Raw genomic sequence first — 20,864 nt, 5'->3', positions numbered from 1 at the left:
TAGCATCAACGCGCACTGCTCTCGACATTCCAGCATTCCAGCATTCCAGCATTTCTGGTGCACACCACCCGGTGCCGGCACGTTTGTCGGCACAAACCCGGGCCCTCGTTCGTTCTTGTGTCGTGAACGCGCTGAGAATGCCACCGCTCTCCCCGCAAATCGACCCGGCGGATCGTTTCGAAGTGCTCTTCAGGGAGCACTACGCCCGTGTGGCGCGCGTCATCGGACGCATCGTTCGCGATCAGGCGCGCGCCGAGGAGATGGCGGTCGACGTGTTCGTCAAGTGGCGCCGGCACCCGGCGGCGCACGGCGATGGCGCCGAAGGATGGCTGTACCGTACGGCGGTCCGGGCGGCACTCGACGCGTGGCGCCGCGAACGGCGATGGGCGCGCCTTCACCGAGTGCTGGCCAACGTCAGCGGTTCTCCGCGAACTCCCGAGGTCCTGCACGAGCGCGAGCGCGAGCGTGAACAGGTACACGCGACGCTGGCGCGGCTGCGTCGCCGCGACGCGACTGCGCTCCTGCTGTGGAGCGAAGACGTGCCCTACGAAGAGATCGCCGCGGCGCTCACGGTCCGATCGTCGTCAGTGGGCAGCCTGCTCAAGCGAGCCCAGCTCACATTCCGGAAAGAGTACGAGGCCAGATATGGAACGCGATCCTGAAGCACAGTGGGTGATGGCTCGGCTCGAGGCCGTCGCTCCGGCGTGGACTCCGGATGCCTCTGTTGCACGTGCCCTCGTGCGATCCGAAAGACCGGTGCGTCGCCGCGCTGCCCGGTACGGTGCCGCAGCCGTGGCCGTGGCGCTCGTGGCGGCCCTCGTGTTCGCCGAGCCCGTGCGTACGGCTGCCCAGGCGCTCTGGTATCGCTTGATCGTCTCGCGCATCGACGTCGTGCGGCTCGACTTCACGGCCGTTCCCCTGGACACGCACATCAGCACCGATGGCGCGCATGTCGGCGTGCCCACGCTCGAGGAAGCCGCAAGGCGTGCCGGATTCGTGCCGCGCCTGCCGTCACCTGACGTGGTGTCAGGCGAGACCCCTGCGCTGAGCGTCACCAGCCGCTTCGAGCTGACCCAGACGCTCCGCACCGGTGATCTTCGGGCAGCGCTTGCACGTGCTGGTGCGACCGATCTCGAGGTCCCCGACACCTGGAACGGCGCACGGTTGGAAGCGACCATCGGTCCGTTGGTCATCGCCGACTATCCCGGCGACGTGTCCATCGTGCAGTCGGCACCGATCCAGCTGCGCGTGCCGACAGGCATCTCGCTCGCACGAGTCGCGGAGGTGGTGTTCCGCATCGCCGGGTCCTCGTGGTGGGAGGCACGCATCCTGGGCGAGGCCTACGCGGCATCACCCGCCTGGCTGCTGGACGTGCCAGACGATGCGTCCGCTTTCGTCGAGACGCTGCCGATGCCAGGCGGCGCACCCGGGATCGCCATCGACGAACACGGCGACAATGGTGCGTTCCGGAGCACGGTCGTGGTGAGCCGCCCCACCGGGCTCTTCGCGGTAAGCAGCGCGTCACGCGAGATCAGCGCGCGCATCGCCGAGGACATCAGCCGGTGAGGGGCTGCGCTTTTGCGGCGATGGCGGTGCTCGGCCTCGCTGCTTGCGCGGGGCCCGGTTCCGACCTCGAACGCGAAACGCGCGCGCTGCTCGAGCGCAAGTCGTGGCCGGCGACGTCAGTGCTGGTGCTCGAGGGCAACACGTTTCGTCTGAACCTCGGTCATCGCACTCCGCAGGGGCACGATCCACAGGACCTCGTCTATCCACTCGGATCGATCTCGAAGATGTTCACCGCAGCCGCGCTGCACCGGCTTGCGGAGCGTGGCGAGGTCGACCTGCAGGCGCCCGTGGCGCAGTACCTGGCAGACTGGCCGCCTGCCTGGCATGCCGTGCGCGTGCACCAGTTGCTCGGCCACACGTCCGGCGTGCCCGATTTCTGGTTCGTTCCGCAGGCCGCAAAGCTCGTCGCTGTTCCGGCCGCTCGCGCGGCCGACCTGGCACGAGTGATGGCACGCGAGCCGTTACAGTTCGATCCCGGATCGCGCTTCAGCTACAGCAACACGGCCTACCAGGCAGCGGCGCGCATCGTCGAGCAGATCGCCGCCGTGTCGTACGACGTGTACCTGACACGCGAGTTCTTCACGCCGCTGGGCATGGCGTCCATGCATCACTGTCGCGGAAGCTCCGAGGAGGTGAACGGTCACGTTCTGAGAGGCGGAACAGTGGAAGCCATCGCCCCGGAGAACTACGAGACCGCGCGCGGCGATGGCGGCCTGTGCGGAAGTGCGCGGGACCTCGCCCGCTGGTTTCGCGCGATGGCCGGTGGCTCGCTCACGCGAGCACCCGCGTGGCAGGCCTACACCTCGCCACAGCGCCTGACTGACGGCACGGTAGTGCCTTATGGCCATGGGATTTCGCTGCGACCGCTGGCTGATCACCGCAAGCTCGGACACCACGGCGCCATGACCGGGCACACGGGCATGGTCGCGTGGTATCCGGAACGCGATCTCGTAATCGTCGTGCTGACCAGCATCGGCGGCGTCTCGGCCGACGCCGTGGAACAGGCGATCGCGGCGATGCTGCTCGACGTCGACACGCCGCGGCCGCTCGATGGCAACCCACCAGCGGTGCATGCGGGACGGTTCGACGTTGGACCGTTCGTGCTGGAGGTGAGGCGACGCAATGGCGCCCTCGAGGTCGTGTCGCCCCCACCCGGCCCGAACGGACATCTCGTCCGCGTGGGTCCGGCGATCTATGCGCTCGACGGCGACCCGTGGGGCGTCGCGCTGCACATGGACTGCGCGGGCGAGCAGTGTCCCCGCATGCGCCTCCACATGGCCGGCATGGAATGGCCAGGACGACGGGTCGACCCCTGACGCGAATCCGGGCGGGCAGGGCCCGTTGGGGCCGCGCCCCGGCCACCTTCGCGCTCCGCGCTTCGGCGCCCAAGGAGCGGGGCCTACTCTCGCGACCAGAAACACACGCTCGAGGGTCCGCTTGCGCCCCGCTCGATTCGGCGCGACCATGGACCGCTCCTGCGACTCCCCTCCCGAGGCGCACCGGATTCCCGGCGGTACATCACGTCTTCGGAGGACGATCATGTCACTCACACCTGAGTCGGCCATGCACGCGTGGTTCGAGAACCTGTGGAACAAGGGCGACGAGACCACCATCGACACGATGCTCCACGTCGATGGCGTGGTGCACGGGCTCCCGACCCCCGACGGCCAGCCGATCCGCGGGCCAGAGGCCTTCAAGCCGTTCTATCGCAAGTTCCGCACTGCGTTCCCCGACATGTCGATCGAGATCGTCCACTCGGTGACGCAGGGCGACATGACCCTGGCGCATTGCCGCGTGAAGGGGACGCACAGCGGCGACGGAATCGGACTTGCCGCGACCGGCCGGCCGATCGAGTTCTGGGGGTTCGCCCTGGGCCGGTTCGACAACGGGCAACTCGTCGAGGGGTGGAACTGCTTCGACTTCCTCGAAATGTACCAGCAGTGCGGCGTGGGGCTGAACCTGCCACCCGGCTGACGGCCGCCCGCCGTACGGCCGAGGGCGAGTTCGCCCTCCCGGATCGATACTGGGAGGGAGATGCCCATGATTCCATTGTCGGTGCTCGAACTCGGACGTGTACGGCAGGGCGGCACCCCGCGCTTGGCGCTCGATCATGCGCGCCAGATTGGCAAGCACCTCGAGGCGCTCGGCTTCACCCGGATCTGGGTGGCCGAGCACCACAACATGCCGACGGTGACGACGGCGGCGACGTCGCTCGTGATCGCGCACATCGCTGCCGGCACGACCTCCATCAGGGTCGGCGCCGGCGGCATCATGCTGCCCAACCACTCGCCGTACGTCATCGCCGAGCAGTTCGGCACGCTGGAGACGCTGTTCCCCGGACGCATCGATCTCGGTGTCGGGCGCGCGCCGGGCACCGATCAGGCCACGCTCCGCGCCCTGCGTCGCGATCCGTCCGCCGCCGATCACTTCCCGCAGGACGTCCTGGAACTGCAGGCCTACCTCGCGCCGAGCGCACCGGGCCAGCGCATCGAGGCCGTGCCTGGCGCAGGCACGCAGGTGCCGATCTGGATCCTCGGCTCCAGCCTGTTCGGGGCGCAGTTGGCTGCCGAACTGGGGCTGCCGTTCGGATTCGCATCGCACTTCGCGCCGCAGCACCTCGACGCCGCGCTGTCGATCTATCGCGAGCGCTTCAAGCCCTCGCGGCAACTCGCGGCGCCCTACGCCGTTGTCGGCGTCAACATCATCGCCGCGGAGAGTGATGCCGAGGCGAGACGGCTCGCTACGTCACAGCAGATGTCTTTTGCCGACATCGTCCGCGGCATGCGGCGGCTGATGCAGCCGCCGATCGACGACATCGACACGTACTGGACCGCCGAGGAGAAGTTCCATGCCGCGCAGATGCTGCGCTGCAGCATCGTCGGCGGCTTCGAGACGGTGCGGGAGGGGATGCAGGGACTTGTCGATCGCACGGCCGCCGACGAGCTGATCGTCGTGTCGGATGTCTACGACTACGCGCTGCGTCGTCGTTCGTTCGAACTCATCGCGAACGCCGGCCGGCTCGTGGCGCGACCGGTCGGGGCGACGCGATGAACCGGATCATGGGGATGCCATTGGTGCTCCGCGTGCCGACGCCAGACGAGGAACAGGAGTTCCTGCGTGCGCACCAGGCCACGTCACCGGACGTGCCGAACTTTCTGCACGACTACGAAGAAGGCGTGCCGTTTGGCCGCTACCTCGAGGTGCTCGCGGAGCGGGCGCGCGGTGAGGAGCTCCTGCCCGGCCATGTCGCGTCGACGTTCCTTTTTGCCTTCGCGGGCCCCCGCATCGTCGGGCGTGTGTCGATTCGACACGCGCTGAATCCCTATCTCGAGCGCGTCGGCGGACACATCGGCTACGCCGTGGTGCCGGAGTTCCGGCGCCGGGGTGTTGCCACGGAGATGCTGCGGCAGGCGCTCGTCATCGCTCGAGACAGGCTCGCCCTGGGACGCGTCCTCGTGACGTGTGACGACGACAACGTCGGATCGATCAGGACGATCGAGAAGAACGGCGGCGTGCTCGAGAGCATCATCGCGGGTCCGGAGATGGCCAAGGCGAAACGTCGCTACTGGATAGACACTTCAGGCGTTTGACTCGCCGCACAGTGGCCGGGCTCGGCCACCTCCGCGCCCCACGCTTCGGCGCCCAAGGAGAGCCGGCCCTACCGACGCTCCGCGCGTCGCCCGACCACATCTCCGAGAGCCGGCCTACCACAGGCGGTAAGCTACCCGACCATGAACAGCGAGTGGCCTGGGGACGTGACGTCCTTCTTCCGTGAAGGCTGGGCTGCGAAGTGTCTGAGCCGATGGCGGCGCGGGCTGGTGGCAGGCAGCAGACGGATGGACTCGACGCCTACACATCGTTGCGAGGCCGAAGGCGGTAGGGCCCGCTCTCCGAGCGTGGCCCATCTGGTGGCGGCGCTGATAGCATGCGGCGCCATGCCGATCCTGGCCCAGTCATGGCCGTTCCCCTGGCCCGAGGACCGCATCGCCGAGTACACGGCGCGTCGCGCCTCTTCTCCGATCGTCGTCGATGGAATGCTCGACGAGGCCGACTGGCGCGCGGCTGAACGATCGCCGCGGTTTGCCGACCTGATCGGCGGACATCCCGGCATCCACGACACGAGAGCCGCAGTGCTGTGGGACGACACCTACCTGTACGTCGGGTACTGGATCGAAGAACCGTTCGTCGAGGCGACGCTCACCGAGCGTGACTCGCCGATCTACAAGAACAACGACGTCGAGCTGTTCATCGCCGGGCGAGACGCGTACTACGAGTTCGAGATCAACTCCTTCGGCACGATCTACGAGGTCTACTTCATCTGGGAGCAGGCCTTTGAGTCGGCCGGCTACGCGCGCCGGCCCGAGTTCGACCGCACGCGCGATGGCGTGAGACCGTTCCCTGGCGTCGGCTTCAAGAATCATCCGCGCGGACCGCGGATCGGCTACTGGAACTGGGACATGCCCGGCCTGGCGACGGCCGTCCATGTCGACGGCACGATCAACGACAACCGTGATCGTGATCGCGGTTGGACCGTCGAACTCCGCATCCCGTGGAAGTCGCTCGAGCCCCTCGCGATGCCGGATGGACGCGCGCTGCCACCACGTGACGGCGACGTCTGGCGCATGGATTTCTCGCGGTTCAACCAGTACAAGGAAGCCCCGCCGGCGAAGGATCCCGGCGGCTGGGCCTGGAGTCCGCACGGTGTGTGGGACTCACACGTCCCGGAGCTCTTCCCGCGCGTGCGCTTCTCGACCGAGACGGTCGGATCCGTCCCGGGGAAGCGCTGAAACGACGGACTCATCACATGCGCCACCGTGCCCTTGGCGTGTTGCGTCGGGTCGTGCTGTCGTTTCTCGTACTCATCGCGCTGGGCATCGGCGCCGTCTACGCACGAACGGCATGGATCCTTGGCCGCACGCACGATGTAGCGCTCCCCGCCGTCGCGCTGAACACGACGGTGACGGACGCCACGGAGGCGAGGCGCTTCACGATCCTCATCGGCTGCCTGAGTTGTCACGGCCGCACCGGTGGCGGCGGCCGTGTGTCGATGCCGGGGGTGTTCGAACTCGGTGCGCCCAACCTCACGAAGGTGCTGCCGACGTATTCCGATGCGGAACTCGTCCGCCTGCTGCGAGCCGGCGTGCGCCGCGACGGCCGCACCGCCCTCGGCATGCCCGCGGCCACGTTCTACCCGATGAGCGACGATGACCTCGGTCGCGTCATCGGCTACCTGAGGAGCCTGCCGCCCGCGGCTGACCGCGGCCCCGGTCCCGTGCGCCATCTTTCGTTCCGTGCTCGCATCGGCCTCGTGATCGGAAGGTTCAGGACATCGATGGCTGCAATCGATCCGTCCGCGCCTCGCTGGGGAGAGCAACCCCGGTCGACGCCGTTCGAACGTGGCCGCTACCTCGCGAGCATCACATGTTCGGAGTGCCACGGCCGCACGTTCGGTGGCGACGCCGACGCCGGCAGCCCGAGTCTCGCGATCGCGCGCGGATACGACCTGCCGCAGTTCGCGCACCTGTTGCGCACGGGCCAGCCGATCGGCGGCCGCGATCTCGGTGAGATGAGCGAGGCCGCCCGCGAGGACTTCGTCAACTTCCGCGACGACGAGATCGCGGATATCTTCGCGTTCCTGCGCCGCGAGTTCGGCGCTCCTTGACTCCGCAGAGCGCTCTCACCGCGCCACCGCCGCCGCGGCCACACCTGGTCGTCCCGGAACGAGCTCGATGCGTGTGCGCGTGGCCTTCTCCACCGCGGCCCGCGAATAGGCGAGCGGGAAGTAGCGTCCTGCGGCCCACAACGGCGCGAGGTCGCGATAGTGCGGACTACCCGGGTCACCCGACTGCCCCGGCGTGTTGATCGCGACCGACGCGTCCCAGTTGCCGACGTCGGCCACCATCCGGAAGGACGCGCCGGAGATGAGCTGGTAGTCAGACGGTCGGTAGGCCGTCGCCATTGGCGTGACGCTCGATCCGCCCAACGGCCACGCACCGACGTCGAGACGCCGGCGTGTCCCGGTGTCCACGCGCGCCGAGAGCGGGTGCTCGAACACGGCCTGGTGCAGCGTCCCCCATTGCCACCGTGTCCAGTCGGGACCGAGGCGCTTCTCGATCTCGGCGAGCGCGTTCGCCAACGAGTCCGCAAGGACTCGGTCACGTCGCTCCCGTGTCAGCCACGAGCCGTGCCCTTCCAGCACCTGCAACACGCGTGTCGTGTCGCCGATGCCGACGCGTGCGGCGGCGGCCTGCGGCAGGACCGCCTGCACGACGGCGCGACGAAGGTGACGGGCGAACCACACCTCGAACACGGCGGCAGCGGCGCTGTCGGCGCGGATGTTCGCGTCCCACAGGCGTAGCAGATCGAGAGCGCGGCTCACCTGTGGTCGTGGGTCCGTCATGCCCCCGAGCAGCTTCACGACGCGCTGTGCCGGCAGCGATGTCGTGTCGAGTTGATAGGCGCGCGAGCCCTCGAGACGGTGTGGCTCCGGCAGCGCCACCAGGCTCTTCAGGCGGTCTGCGCGGAAGCCGTCACTCCACTCGTAGCCGACGCCCTTGGTCGCGGCCGGATGATCCGGCGGGATGGTGTTCTCGTTGGCGGTGACCACGTACCCCGACGGCGGGTTGAAGGCACGAGGCAATTCGTCCATGTCGCGGTAGCCAGCCCACTCGTAGCGTCCGTCGCCTGGGACCGGCGTGAGCCCGTCCCAGTTGGGTCGCACCACCATGAGCCCGGCCGGAATCCATCCGATGTTGCCGCTGGTGTCTGCGTATACCTGGTTCTCGCCAGGTGCGCCCCAGCGGTTCATCGCCGCCGAGAACTGCTCCCAGTTGCGCGCGCGCATGTATTCGATCGCGCCGAAATACGGCGACATCCCCTCGTCGAGCCACGCCGCGCGGAGCGCGAACGCCCGGTGCGCGGCGGCATCGGCCGTCAAGACCGGACCATGGCGCGTGAACGCGATCGTCACCGTCCGTGTCGACTCGCCGCGCACCTCGATGCGCTCGGTGACGGTCGCCATCGGCTCCCAGCGCCCCTTGTACATGTACTCGCCGGGACGATCGGGGTTGGTGTCGTAGACGTAGAGATCTTCCTGATCAATGTAGAAGCGGGTCAGCCCGAAGGCGATCGCCTCGTTGTGCCCGACCGAGATGCCAGGCAGGAACGGCTCGCCGGCCCCGATCACGTCGAGGCCGGGTGCGACGAGATGGCTGATGTACCGCAGGCTCGGTGCCCCGTGCGTGCGGTGCGGGTCGCTTGCCAGGATCGGACGCCCGGTGGCGCTCCGTGCGGGCGCGACAACCCAGTTGTTCGATCCCTGCGCCAACATGTCGTCAGGCGTGCCGAGCGCCAGCAGGTCGCCTGGCGCGGTGGTGTGACCCGGCGCTGTCGCCGTTGCGGCGAATTGCGGGCGCGCGGTCGCCAGTGCATACGCCTGGCGAAGCGCCGCGAATGGCAGCGCGCAGGGATCGAGGCCGGGTGACAGCGTGGGCACGACTTCGGGGACCAGCGCACGCCGCAGCCAGTCCACGCGCGGCGCGTCGGGGCCATCCTTGCAGTACACCTCGGCGCGGTCGATCTCGTTCGTGAGGTTCAGCGTCAGGCCGTGGTGCCGGATGCGGACGATGTCGGCGGCCTCCCAGCGCGAGGGGCGGTACGCGAGAAGGCGGAATTCCTCCGGAAGCAGCTCCGGTTGCCGCTGTGTAAGATCGACGTACGCATTGACGCCGGCGACGAATGCCTCGGCGATACGCTTGGCGTCCGAGGCATACGCGAGCCACTCGCGGTACAGGCTGCCGCGCAACAGCACCGCCCGCGCCATCCGGTCGCTCTCGACGTACGCGGGCCCGAAGTCCCTGGCCATCTCGCCGAGCCCACGCTTCCGCCAGAGGTCGATCTGCCACAGCCTGTCGCGGGCCGCGATGAAGCCCTGTGCGGCGAAGGCATCGTAGAGCCGTTCGGCGTAGATGTGCGGCACGCCCCATTCGTCCACCAACACCTGCACGGGACGCTCGAGGCCCGGCACCATCATGGGCGGTGACGCAGGTTGACGGGCGCCGCCAATCGTCGATGAGGCAAGCAGGAGTGCGACGAACAGCAACACCGAGCCGAGACGGGGCATGCCTGATCGTAGGCGAAGTGCGTCGTCCAGGAGATCGTCCGGTTGGGATGCGTCGACCTGAAGGTCGACGCCTACAGATCCACGGACGTCCACATGATGTGTAGGCGTCGAGCTTGCTCGACGCTGACGCCGTGATCAGCGTACGTGAGCCTGAATGGCGAAGAACACGCGTTCCGGAGTGGCGGGGCTGTCGAACGTGACGACCGGCCGGGCCGCGCCGTTGCGATCGCCGAACGCGGCGACGGCGTCACGCAACGCCTCACGCACCGAGATCGCGAGCATGAGCGGCGGCTCGCCGACGGCCTTGCTGCCGGACACCACGCCGGGTTGCGTCGCTCGCGGCAGGAACGCCACCTCGAACCGCTCCGGGACCTCGGACCACGAGGGCAGCTTGTACGTGGAGGCGCTGCCCGTGGCGAGGCGACCCTCGCCATCCCACAACAGGTCCTCGACCGTGAGCCATCCCGCACCCTGGATGAAGCCGCCCTCGATCTGCCCGCGGTCGACGATCGGCGAGATCGCATCGCCGACATCCTGCAGGATGTCCACACGCCGCAGGCGATGGGCCCCGGTGAATCGGTCGACTTCCACTTCGGACACGGCGGCGCCGTACGTGAAGTAGTAGAACGGGTGGCCCTGGCCTGTCGCCGGATCGAAATGGATGCCAGGCGTGCGGTAGAACCCCTGCGCGAAAAGCGGCACACGGGCGTGGTACGCGGCTTCGCAGACGTCGGCAAACGGCACCGACCGCCCGCCGCCGCTGACCAGGCCCGACGAAATGCGCACCATCGACGGATCACACTCGAGGATCCCTGCAGCGACCGTCGTGAGCCGCGCGATGATCTGCCGGCACGCGTCCTCCACGGCGGCGCCGTTCAGGTCCGTCCCCGACGAGGCGGCCGTGGCCGACGTGTTGGGCACCTTGTCGGTGCGCGTCGGCATCAGGCGAACACGATCGGCGCTCACGCCCAGGGCGCCAGCCGCGATCTGCCGGACCTTCGTGAACAGGCCCTGGCCCATCTCCGTGCCGCCGTGGTTCACCTGGACGCTGCCGTCGCGGTAGACCAGGACGAGCGCGCTGCCCTGGTTGTAGAACGTGGCCGTGAACGAGATGCCGAACTTCGCGGGCGTGATCGCCAGGCCGCGCTTCAGGTGCGGGCTGCCCGCATTGAAGGCCGTGACCTCGGCGCGCCGGCGATCGAAGTCACTCGTCTCCTTCAGCATCGTCCAGATCGTCGCGAGACGCTCGGCGCCCTCGACTGGCTGACCGTAGTGAGACGTATCGCCGGGACGATAGAAATTGCGTTCGCGAATCGTGTCGGCAGGCAGGCCAAGCCTGGCCGCGGCCTGCGCCAGAATCTCCTCGATCACCACCATGCCCTGCGGTCCGCCGAAGCCGCGCAGCGCCGTCTGCGACGTCTTGTGCGTGCGGCAGACGTAGCCGACGACGTCCACGGCGCGCAGGTGGTAGGCGTTGTCGCAGTGGAACATCGAGCGCCACATGATCGCGGTGGACAGGTCGAGGCTGTAACCGCCGTCGGACCAGAGCGACAGGCGCAGCGCCTGCAGCGTCCCGTCCTTCGCGAAGCCGGCTTCGTAACGCGCAAGGTACGGGTGACGCTTTCCCGTGAGCGCCATGTCCAGCTGTCGGGTCAGCCGCACACGCACCGGGCACTTCGTCTTCCACGCAGCGAGCGCCGCGATCGCGGCCCACGCCGAGGCCTGCGTCTCCTTGCCGCCGAATCCGCCTCCCATCCGCAGGCACTCGACCGTGACGCGGTGCCGTGGCACGCCCAGCACACGCGCCACGACCTCCTGCGTCTCGGAGGGATGCTGCGTCGACGAGTGCAGCGCCACGCCATCGGTCTCGTCCAGCCACGCCAGGGCCGCCTGCGTCTCGAGGTAGAAGTGCTCCTGCCCGCCGATGCGGAGTTCGCCCGTGCACTGGAGCGCGCACGTCTCCACCGCCCCCACGTCGCCGCGCGTGATGCGGAACGGCCCGGCGAGGTACGCGTCGTGTGCGATCGCGTCGTCGATGGTGAGAATCGCCGGAAGTTCCTCGTACTCGGCGATGACGCGCGCCGCGCCACGCTGCGCGTCGTCGAGTGTCTCAGCCAGTACCCACGCGACGGGCTGGTGATGGAACATGACCTCGTCCGGAAAGAGCGGCTCGTCGCGCCTGGCCGGACCCGTGTCTCCCTCGCCCGGCACGTCGGCGCTCGTCAGCACCGTCACCACGCGCGGCACTTCCAGGGCGGGGGCAGTGTCGAGTGACAGCAGCCGCGCATGCGCGTGTGGCGAGAGCACGGGCCACGCGTGCAGCAGGCCCGGATAACGCGCCAGCAGGTCGTCAGTGTAGAGCGCAGCGCCCGTGACGTGGCCCGCCGCGCTTTCGTGCGGGACGGCCGCGCCAACGATCGGGACCGGGCCGCGTGCATCACGGGCAGTCATGACTGCGACTCCCACCAGCACTTCTCCAGGAGGCTGCAGGCCATCGCCAGTCGATACTCCCGCGAGCCACGGTGATCAGAGAGGGGCTGCAGCACGCGCTGGATGACATCCTGCGCACGTGCGACCGTGGCAAGGCTCCAGGGCTGCCCCTCGAGCGCGGCCTCGGCTTCCGGGAGGCGAAGGGGCGTGGCGGCCACACCGCCGAACGCGACGCGCGCGCGACCGACGATGCCCGCCGGCGCATCGATTGCGAATGCCGCCGCAATGGTGCTGATGTCGTCGAGCCGACGCTTCGTGACCTTGTAGAACCGCAGGCGACGCGGTAGTGGCCGGGGGACACGGATGGCCACGATCAACTCCCCAGGGGCGAGCCTCGTCTGCCGGTACGCCGTGAAGAATTCGGCCAGCGGCATGACGCGCCGCTTGGCCTGCCGCTGTCCGATCGCGGGCGAAGAGGTAGATCGGGTCGATGGCAGGGCCGGCTCTCCTTGGGCACCGACGCCCGGAGGGCGAAGGTGGCCGAGCCCGGCCCATGGGTCTGCATCGTCGTGCCCCGGGCTCGCAATCTCGATCGAGGCGTCGAGTGCCAGCAGGAGCGGGGCGCCGTCGCCGATCGGTGACGCAGTCGCGAGATTGCCGCCCAGCGTGGCGCGATGACGGATCAGCGGCGACGCAAACAGCGTGACCCACTCGCGAACGGCCTCCGGCGCGTCGGACCAGCCGCGCAAGAGGTCGGCCAGCGGCCGTGCGGCGCCGATGCGCACGCACTCCGCGGTGTCATCGAGCGTGTGGAGTTCCTCGATCGCCTCGACGCTGACCAGGTGCGGCCAGCGCCGCTGACGCAGGTTGCGCTCGACGACGAGGTCGGTGCCGCCGGCGACGAGCGCGGCCGTTGGGTTTCCCTGGAGGAGGGCGACGCATGAATCCACGCTCGTTGGCCGCGAGAAACCGTCGACGGTCACCTGCTCCAAGGCCGGCACGGAATGTTCCAGGCGGGCGCTGAACCTGTCGGGCGTCGCCGGACCGAGCGATCGCGCGGCATCGGCGATGGGCCGGTACCCCGTGCAGCGGCAGAGGTTGCCGTCGAGGGCACTCGGATCGCAGGCGCCGACCCGTCCCGGGCGGTAGTACTCCGCCATCAGGCTCATGACGAAGCCGGGCGTGCAATAGCCGCACTGCGATCCGCCAGCGGCCGCGAGGGCCTGCTGCGCCGGCGCCAGGCGATCGTCGTCTGCAAGCGACTCCACGGTGTCGATTTCGCGGCCGGCAGCCATCGGCAGCAGCATCAGGCAGCTGTTGACCGCGCGGTACTCGCTGCCTGCCTCGTTCGGACGTCCGCACCGGATCACCACGGCACAGGCGCCGCATTCCCCCTCGGCGCAGCCTTCCTTGGCACCCGTCAGGCCGCGCGATCGCAGGTAGTCGAGCAGCGTCATGTCGGCCGACGCCCCGGGGACGCGGACGACCTGTCCGTTCAGCACGAACTCGAACATGACCCGTCAACTGTACATGCAGCCGGTGGCCGTCGTCGCGGGCGGCGCGGTGTACGAACTCGCGAATGCCGGCGTTCTGTACTCGCGGACTCGTGCGTGGCCGTACGACGGCGGAAAGGGAGACACTGCTCGTGCCGAAACGACCTCGGCTCATGTGGCGGCAGGTGGAAGCGGGCATCGGCGCGGCGCGGGCGGGCGCCGCCGGGGCAGTCGCTCCGGCGGCACCGTCCCGGCCCAGGTTCGCGCAACTGCCGTCGGTGGCGGATGCGATTACGCCGCTCGATGACGCCATCGGCCTGCTGCAGATGGCCGCCGAGGTGGAGCACGCACTGCTCGTGCAGTACCTGTACGCAAACGCGTCGGTCGTGCGATCGACAGGCGGGATGTCGGTCAGCGGGACGATCCGCACGATCGCCGTCGAGGAGATGGGCCACCTGATCGCGGTGCAGAACCTGCTGCTCGCGATCGGTGGACCCGGCGCCCATCACTTCGGCCGGGACGTGGGCAATCCCGATTTCGTGCCCATCCCCTTCGTCCTCGAGCCGCTCGATCGCGCCTCGGCGGCGAAATACGTCGTCGTCGAGCGTCCGAAACACATCGCCGATGCCGCTGTCCTCGCGCGCGTGGAGGCGCTGGAGGACGACGTGCGCGCGGCCACGGGCTTGGACCCGAACCGCGTCGGGGCGCTGTATGCCGCCATCTACTGGCTCCTGCAACCGTCGGACGACCCGTTCGGACCGGAGCCGTTCACGGTGGAGGACGGCTTCCGGCGCGGCTGGCACGTGCGCGAGACAGACTTCCAGCGAGCGGACGAGATCACGACGTTCGCGACGACGATCGACGAGTGGCGCAACTTCCCCGGGCTGATCGCCACGGTCGCCACCGACGCGCTCACGGCGTGCGAGACGGTGCACGCGATCATGGCGCAGGGCGAGGGGGTCTCGGCGAGCGATGACTCGCATTTCGAGGAGTTCCTCGCCGTGCTCGACGCGATCGAAGCCGGGCGGGTGACCGTCGCGCCGTTGCCGTGTTCGCCGTTCGTACAAGGGCAACCCCGGCCCGCAGACCCGCGTGCCGTGCAGTTGACCCACCCGTACACCACGGCATGGGGAGAGCTGCTCAACCTCGTGTATACCCACGTGGTGGGTTGCATCGCCAACGGGCTCGCACGTCCGTTCGGCGACCAGACGCGGGCCGAGTTGATCGACATCGCGCTCACCGCGATGCGACCGGTGCTGACCCTGCTCACGCGACAGATCGTGAAGCTGCCGATCGCCGACTCGCCGGGCGCGCCGGCGGCAGGCCCGACGTTCGGGCTGTTGCGCGAGGACTGGCCCGTCGATCCGGCCGCCTTCGAGGTCGTCCACCGGCACCTCCTGGCGACAGAAGACAGCGCCATCGCCGCCATCCAGGCCAGGCCGGAACATGCAGGCGACGCGCAGGGCCGCGTGGCCGTCGACGCCGTCAAGAAACTGCAGGACCGCATCCGGCTGTTGCTGCACTGATTTCCAGGAGGACTTCCATGTCGTACGCCGTCTTCCCACCGATCGGTATCGCGCGCATCGGCAACAGCGCGACTGACTTCTTCGTCGGCCCCGAACGGCCCGATTCCCTCGGCGTCGAGCCGTTGCCCGACGGCACCGAGCGGGAGGTCGAGTCCACCAAGGACGCCCAGCATCGCGTGAAGCGGCAGGCCGCTCGCTTCCAGGTGTTCGAGGTGGACGCCGCCGGCCTGGAGCGGCCTGCGGTGCTGCCAGACGGCGCATCGGTGCGCTGGACGGTCCGCCTCGTGAACAAGAAGGACGCCGTGGTCCGGCCGGGGTCGCCTCCGTCGCAGCCGACACGGCCGGTACTCGCCGCGGGTGCGGAGGATCGGGTGATCGACAGCGGCAACGTCAGCGTCGACGCGGTCGGTGCCGCCTCGCTGGACGGCACCTATCGCAGCACACCCGTGCACCTTGGTGATGTCCGGGTCGATGCGTCGCAGCGGCTGCTCGTCCTTGGCGGCACGGGACGAGCGGCATCGCCCACCAACGCGCCCATCGGCGGCAGCTTCTACAACAACCCCGGCTGGTTCGACGACCTCTCCGACGGGCCGGTCAGCGCCGAGGTCGTGCTGGAGGACGGCACGGTGCACGCCGCCGAGCCCGCATGGGTCATCGTGGCGCCTCCGGATTTCGCGCCGGGATGCGGCGGCGTAGTCACGTTGTACGACGTGCTGCTCCAGGTGGGCGTCGATCTCGGCCAGGTGGTTGTGCCGGCACCCCCCAATTTCTGGCGGGACGTGCAGCCGATGATCCATCGAGCCTCCACACTGCAGTGGGTCACCAACGACGCGACGTGGCCGCTCGTCAGCACCGACTGGGCCGCCCTGTCGGATCCGTCGCCGTCGGCGGCGACGCTGCGTGCCGAGAACGCGGAGTTCGTCCGCAGCGCGGAGGCCCTGCTGCACCAGACCGAGCTGCGCGACTGGCAGCGACAGTGCCTGAGCGCGTGGGAGGCAGGCGACTTCGACCCAACCCCACCGGGAGAGGCAGATTCCTCGGCACAGCTCACGCGTGCCGCACTCGACGGCACGGTCGGCCAGGGGTTCTTCCCCGGCATCGAGGCCGGCATCATCGTCACCGACCCGCAGCTCTATCTGCAGCCGTTCCAGTTCCGCTTCGATCACGCGGCCGTGAAGGCGGGCGACCTCACGGCGCTGATGGCACTGCCCTGGCAGGCCGACTTCCTCAAGTGCAACAGCGGCTGGTGGCCGGCGCAGCGTCCCGATGTCGCGCCACAGGCAGGCGGCGCGCGGCCGCCGTGGTTGCGCCCGTCGATGAACCACGCGCGGCTGGTCCGCGACGTGATGCGTCTCGGCGTGATCACACCCGTGGCCGGCAGCGACTCGCAGGTCGAAGTGGGTCGCGATCCAACGCTCTGACGGGTTGGAAGTCAATGCAGCGCAGCGTGGACGCGTGCGTGGTGGGTGCTGGTGTCGCAGGCGCTGCCACTGCCCTGCGGCTCGCGCGTGGCGGGATGCGCGTCACCCTCATCGAGGCGCATGCGCCGGCGAGGGCATCCGGTGATACCGCGGAAGTGTTGCCACCGGCGGCGGTGCACGCACTGGCGGCATTGGGCGTCGACGACGTGTGGACACTCGGCGGCACCTGCCGCGGTGTCCTCAGCCGCTGGCGAGGCGACCAGGCCGGTTTCACCGACTACGAACTCCTCGGCTGCACGCCCGCACGTGCCGTCACGCGCGGCACCGTCGCCCGATGCCTCACCAAGCAGGCAATGCGCGCGGGCGTGAATGTGATCACGACCGGTCTGGTCAGCGGCGAACGGGCGCGGGATCGCTGGTCGCTCATCGCCGGCCAACACACGGAACGCGAGCGCATTTCCTGCCGTCACGTGATCGACGCGACCGGGCGCTCAGGCCGTCCAATCGCGGCGCTTCCGGTGCGTTACCACCATGACCGCGCGGTCTGCCTCTCCACCAGGCACGCCGGGCCGCTCCTCGATCCCACGATACTTCTGGTGGATCGATCGACGCACGGCTGGTGGTATGCCATCGGCGCAGGTGAAGGCGCGACCGACGTGGCATTCGTGACGGATGCGGATCTGCTGCCACGTGCGCGCCAACGCGCGACCTGGCTTGCCGACGAGTATCGCGAGGCGACGCTCATCACGCAGCACCTCGAGAACAGTCCGGACTTCGGAGCGTTGACGAGTCGTGACGCGCGCAGCGGTCACCGCGCGGCCGCGGCTGGTGAAGGGTGGCTTGCCGTTGGCGACGCCGCCCTGTCGTGGGATCCGCTCTCGGGTCATGGCATGCGGTTCGCCCTTGAAGGCGCGGAGCGGGCAGCCGAGGCGGTCCTGGCTGGCCACGACGAACGAACCTATGCCGGTTACGCGCAGTGGTACGACGATGCCGTGGTGGACTACGGACGTGCCCGAACTGCCATGTACGGCGCGGCGACGACATCCGCGCGCGGTTCCGAATTCTGGCGCCGGCGATACCGACACGTGTAGCCGTCGGACTCCAACGAGTCTCGTAGGCGCCGGACTCGTCCGGCGCGCTGCCCGCGGGACAAGTCCCGCGGCTACAACTTCCCAGATTCGCGCCGGTCGGTGGCGTTGCCGCCGGCCCAAACGAATCTGCAAGCTCTCGACATTTCCGCATTGGCGCATTCAAGCATTGCGGCTCGCGGGCGCACGGCGGGCGGGCCCGCGCGATTCGTTGGAGTCCGGTGGCTACGCCAATGAAGGACCTGTCAGATAAGGCATCAGTACCGCGTCGACGTCGCGGGCAATCCAGTCGGCAGCCGCACCTTCACGATAGGTTGCCCAGGTCATCAGTGATCCACTGATGACCACCTCCACGATCCGGGCAAGCGCCTGCACGTCCACGCCGGGGCGGAGTTGCCTGGCCGCGATGGCCGCCTCGAGCAGGGTCTCGATCTCGCCGCGGGCCGCACGCGCGTTCTCGACGAGGTGTCCCCGCAGCACGTCGTCGGCCAGATCGCCCTGCAGGTAGGCGAGGTTGCGCAACAGGGCGTCCGGTGTCGGGGCGAGGTCCGCCATGCACGTGGCGTAGGCCCGCAGCGCCGCCAGCGGGGTGCCGTGTTCGTCGCGCAACGCGGCGAAGACCGGACCGGCACTACTGGCGAATCGCTCGGACAAGGCGACGAGCAGGGCGCGCTTGCTGCCGAACCGCTGCACGAGCCGGCCCGGCGTCAGTCCGGCCTCGACGGCGATGTCGGCCAACGTGAGTTCATGCGGCCCGCGCCGGCCCATGACGCGTTGCGCCGCAGCGAACACGTCGTCGTCGGTCACCTTCTGGCGTCGGGCGGACATGGGTGGTTTGACAAGAGCTAAACGTGGGTTTAGCTTTGTGCTAAATACCAATTTAGGTCAGGAGGGCGCGATGCGGAAAGTGGTTTATGGCGGCGCCATGAGCCTGGACGGCTTCATCGCCGGACCCAACGGCGAGTACGACTGGATCGTCATGGATCCCGACGTCGACTTCGCGGCGTTGATGGGCCGGTTCGACACGTTCCTGATCGGCCGCAAGACGTTCGAGGCGATGCGCGGGATGGGTGGCGCTGGTAAGTCGGCCAGGGGGATCCGGAACATCGTGTGCTCGCACACACTGCGACCCGAGGACTGTCCCGGGGCAACGCTCAGTGACGATGCGGTGGCGACGGTTGCCGACCTCCGGGCAAAGCCAGGCAAGGACATCTCGTTGTTTGGCGGCGGCGAGCTCTTCAGGAGCCTGCTGGCGGCGGGCTTGGTCGACGAGGTGAGCGTCGCGGTCATTCCGGTGCTGCTCGGCGGTGGCGTGCCGCTGCTGCCGGTGCCGGCCGACCGCGCCCGGCTGACGCTGACCACACACCGTGTGTACGAGAAGACGGGCACGGTGCGGCTCGATTACGACGTGGTTCGACGCAAGCGCAAGAAGTAACGGCAAGCCGGCCCACTCGCCTGCGCCAGGGCCGCGGCGCGCAAGCCGTTGCCGGTTCAGGTCAACTCGGGCACGCGACCTCGTACAGCACGTCTTCGCCAGCGCGCGAGATGCGACGCAGGCGTGTCACCTCGCCTGCGGCCGCAATCGCCGCGCGCAGATCGGCAACGGGCCGTCGCGCGTGCACGACGACGTAGCGCACCTGCAGCGCGCACATCGCGTCCAGTGCCTCGCTGCCGGGGAAGCCTGCGAGATGCGTCGCGAGGTCCGCGTAGCCGGGCGGTTCGAAGCGTGAATAGCCGTTGGCGATGGGCTGCCAGTGGCGCGTGGCATACCACTCGTAGTCCGCGTCGTACCACGGCAGCGGATGGTTACGGGCAATCGGCAGTGACACGACGGCGCCTGGCGGAAGCCTGGCGAGATGCTCGTAGAGCGGCGAGATCGTCTCGGGCTGCGGTGGCTTCAGTTCGTAGTGGTTCGGCCGCAGGTCGACGAGGGCGACCACCACGAGCGCCGACGCCAGCACCCACGCGTACGGCCGTCTCCAGCCGTCGACCGCCGCGCCGGCGAGGCACCCGAGCGTCAGCGAGACGAGCAACCCGAAACGCGCCGGCGCGCGAAACAGCGACAGCCCTTCCGTACCCGCGAGCAGATCGAACGGCAACAAGCGTGGCGTGCCGTCCGCGGAGGGCCCCAGGCTGAGGAGCAGGCTGGCGATGCCGGTGACGACGAGTTGTGCCCACAGATCCGGTCGCCCCGCGTGACCCCGCAGCACCCGCACGATCCCCACCATCGCGAGCCCGGCCACGACGATGCCGACATACAGCGTCTGCTCGCCAAAGCTCCAGCGCGGAAGCGCGCTCCCGGCCGTCTTCATGGCGTGGCCAAGGCTCGTGGCCGCCGCCGGCACCAGGTACGCGTGTGCATCGGCGGCATTGGCGCGCATCTCCCCAAGCGAGCCGCGGCTGGTCCCGACGTACGGGCGGGCAAACATCCCGAGGACCACCGCAACGCCGAGGGCCGCGAGCACGGCATGTACGGCCGGGCGATGGCGGCGATGCGGCCATACGCAGCGTGGCCACCATGTCAGGTGCACGAACACGACGAGCACCGCGAGATACCAGGAGGCGAGGCTCGTGGTCAGCACCGACAGCGCCCACGCACCTAGGCGAGCCGGTGTCGGATGCTCACGCCAGCGATCGAGGTGGTACACCGCCAGCGGCAGGCCGAACAGCCAGAGGAGCTGCAGGTGCCCGGTGTGGTGGATCCGCACGAAGCTGCAGGCCGTGAGCGTTGCGGCCACGGCGCCGCCAACCCGGCCAAGGCCGGCACGACGGCACAGCAGGTGGGTGGCCAGGCCGAGCAGGGGAAAGGACAGGAGCCAGGCGATGTTGTAGACGAGCGGCGCCGGCGCACCCATCAGATGCAGCGGTAGCATCGGCAGCGCGATGCCGAACAGGTGCTCCGAGTAGGCCAGCGTCGCCGGGTGCGGGTAGAAGATGTTGCCGTCGAAATACGGCCACGCATGACCGGTGAACACGCGATGGTTCCAGGCCAGCGCCCAGACGTTGAGGCGCACGTCGCCCCAGTAGATGGCGCGGTCCATCGCCCGCAGATTGAAGACCGGCTGTACGTACCACAGCGTCGCCAGCGTGACCAGCAGGGATACCGCCAGGCTTTCGCGGAGCGGCACGCCCGCGGGAGCGGCTTCGGGCGCCGTGTCACGGCCGTTCACGGACATGTCGTGCGGCTGGCCAGGGGCGGTCGTGACGGTCCCAGGATA

The 20,864-nt window shown here is 68.9% G+C and carries 17 protein-coding genes; 12 read left to right on the top strand and 5 right to left on the bottom strand.

Annotated elements, in window-relative coordinates:
- Positions 1-137: 137 nt before the first annotated feature.
- The 8 genes from LuPra_RS00965 to LuPra_RS00930 all read left to right on the top strand — a co-directional run bounded on the left by LuPra_RS00965 (position 138) and on the right by LuPra_RS00930 (position 7,228).
- A complete protein-coding gene (locus LuPra_RS00965; protein WP_110169030.1) occupies positions 138-662 on the top strand; it encodes a sigma-70 family RNA polymerase sigma factor in 525 nt (174 codons plus the stop codon).
- Positions 646-1,566, top strand: coding sequence for a hypothetical protein (locus tag LuPra_RS00960; RefSeq protein ID WP_110169029.1), 921 nt, complete (start codon positions 646-648; stop codon positions 1,564-1,566). The genes LuPra_RS00965 and LuPra_RS00960 overlap by 17 nt, the downstream gene beginning before the upstream one ends.
- Complete coding sequence (locus LuPra_RS00955; RefSeq protein ID WP_157898592.1) at positions 1,563-2,882, top strand: serine hydrolase domain-containing protein; 1,320 nt, start codon at positions 1,563-1,565, stop codon at positions 2,880-2,882. Before LuPra_RS00960 ends, LuPra_RS00955 begins: the two co-directional genes overlap by 4 nt.
- Positions 2,883-3,105: 223 nt before the next feature.
- The gene (locus LuPra_RS31470; RefSeq protein ID WP_157898591.1) at positions 3,106-3,540 is read left to right on the top strand and encodes an ester cyclase; all 435 of its coding nucleotides are present in this window, start codon (positions 3,106-3,108) and stop codon (positions 3,538-3,540) included.
- 66 nt (positions 3,541-3,606) lie between these two features.
- Positions 3,607-4,617: an LLM class flavin-dependent oxidoreductase gene (locus tag LuPra_RS00945; protein WP_110174456.1), complete on the top strand. Its 1,011-nt coding sequence runs from the start codon at positions 3,607-3,609 to the stop codon at positions 4,615-4,617.
- A complete protein-coding gene (locus LuPra_RS00940) occupies positions 4,614-5,156 on the top strand; it encodes a GNAT family N-acetyltransferase (protein ID WP_234800662.1) in 543 nt (180 codons plus the stop codon). Before LuPra_RS00945 ends, LuPra_RS00940 begins: the two co-directional genes overlap by 4 nt.
- A 345-nt stretch (positions 5,157-5,501) precedes the next feature.
- The gene (locus LuPra_RS00935; protein WP_110169026.1) at positions 5,502-6,353 is read left to right on the top strand and encodes a carbohydrate-binding family 9-like protein; all 852 of its coding nucleotides are present in this window, start codon (positions 5,502-5,504) and stop codon (positions 6,351-6,353) included.
- Positions 6,354-6,370: 17 nt separating this feature from the next.
- Positions 6,371-7,228: a c-type cytochrome gene (locus LuPra_RS00930; protein WP_110169025.1), complete on the top strand. Its 858-nt coding sequence runs from the start codon at positions 6,371-6,373 to the stop codon at positions 7,226-7,228.
- Between the two features lie 15 nt (positions 7,229-7,243).
- On the opposite strand, the gene LuPra_RS00925 is transcribed toward LuPra_RS00930, so the two are convergent.
- The 3 genes from LuPra_RS00925 to LuPra_RS00915 all read right to left on the bottom strand — a co-directional run bounded on the left by LuPra_RS00925 (position 7,244) and on the right by LuPra_RS00915 (position 13,632).
- Positions 7,244-9,688: a penicillin acylase family protein gene (locus LuPra_RS00925; RefSeq protein ID WP_110174454.1), complete on the bottom strand. Its 2,445-nt coding sequence runs from the start codon at positions 9,686-9,688 to the stop codon at positions 7,244-7,246.
- Between the two features lie 135 nt (positions 9,689-9,823).
- Positions 9,824-12,139 (bottom strand): xanthine dehydrogenase molybdopterin binding subunit, encoded by a 2,316-nt coding sequence (gene xdhB, locus LuPra_RS00920; protein ID WP_110169024.1) that lies wholly within the window; start codon positions 12,137-12,139, stop codon positions 9,824-9,826.
- Entirely contained in the window at positions 12,136-13,632 is a 1,497-nt protein-coding gene (locus tag LuPra_RS00915; protein WP_110169023.1) for a xanthine dehydrogenase small subunit, read from the bottom strand. Before LuPra_RS00915 ends, xdhB begins: the two co-directional genes overlap by 4 nt.
- A gap of 131 nt (positions 13,633-13,763) precedes the next feature.
- On the opposite strand from LuPra_RS00915, the gene LuPra_RS00910 reads away from it, so the two are divergent.
- From LuPra_RS00910 to LuPra_RS31460, 3 genes are read left to right on the top strand one after another with little or no spacing between them, the layout of a single operon-like run.
- The gene (locus LuPra_RS00910) at positions 13,764-15,137 is read left to right on the top strand and encodes a ferritin-like domain-containing protein (RefSeq protein WP_157898590.1); all 1,374 of its coding nucleotides are present in this window, start codon (positions 13,764-13,766) and stop codon (positions 15,135-15,137) included.
- A 17-nt stretch (positions 15,138-15,154) separates the two neighbouring features.
- Entirely contained in the window at positions 15,155-16,558 is a 1,404-nt protein-coding gene (locus tag LuPra_RS31465) for a LodA/GoxA family CTQ-dependent oxidase (protein WP_162271268.1), read from the top strand.
- A gap of 14 nt (positions 16,559-16,572) precedes the next feature.
- Positions 16,573-17,649, top strand: a complete 1,077-nt coding sequence (locus LuPra_RS31460; RefSeq protein WP_157898588.1) for an NAD(P)/FAD-dependent oxidoreductase — start codon at positions 16,573-16,575, stop codon at positions 17,647-17,649.
- Between the two features lie 222 nt (positions 17,650-17,871).
- Here LuPra_RS31460 and LuPra_RS00900 read toward each other — a convergent pair whose 3' ends face one another.
- Complete coding sequence (locus tag LuPra_RS00900; RefSeq protein ID WP_110169021.1) at positions 17,872-18,474, bottom strand: TetR/AcrR family transcriptional regulator; 603 nt, start codon at positions 18,472-18,474, stop codon at positions 17,872-17,874.
- Positions 18,475-18,544: 70 nt separating this feature from the next.
- Here LuPra_RS00900 and LuPra_RS00895 point away from each other — a divergent pair, with 70 nt between their 5' ends.
- Complete coding sequence (locus LuPra_RS00895; protein ID WP_110169020.1) at positions 18,545-19,081, top strand: dihydrofolate reductase family protein; 537 nt, start codon at positions 18,545-18,547, stop codon at positions 19,079-19,081.
- A gap of 61 nt (positions 19,082-19,142) precedes the next feature.
- Here the strand turns inward: LuPra_RS00895 and LuPra_RS00890 are convergent, their stop codons facing one another.
- Positions 19,143-20,816 (bottom strand): DUF6311 domain-containing protein, encoded by a 1,674-nt coding sequence (locus tag LuPra_RS00890; protein ID WP_157898587.1) that lies wholly within the window; start codon positions 20,814-20,816, stop codon positions 19,143-19,145.
- Positions 20,817-20,864: the final 48 nt, after the last annotated feature.

This window comes from Luteitalea pratensis (assembly GCF_001618865.1).
In the GTDB taxonomy this organism is placed as follows: domain Bacteria; phylum Acidobacteriota; class Vicinamibacteria; order Vicinamibacterales; family Vicinamibacteraceae; genus Luteitalea; species Luteitalea pratensis.
This window is presented reverse-complemented; position numbering and strand designations above follow the sequence as displayed.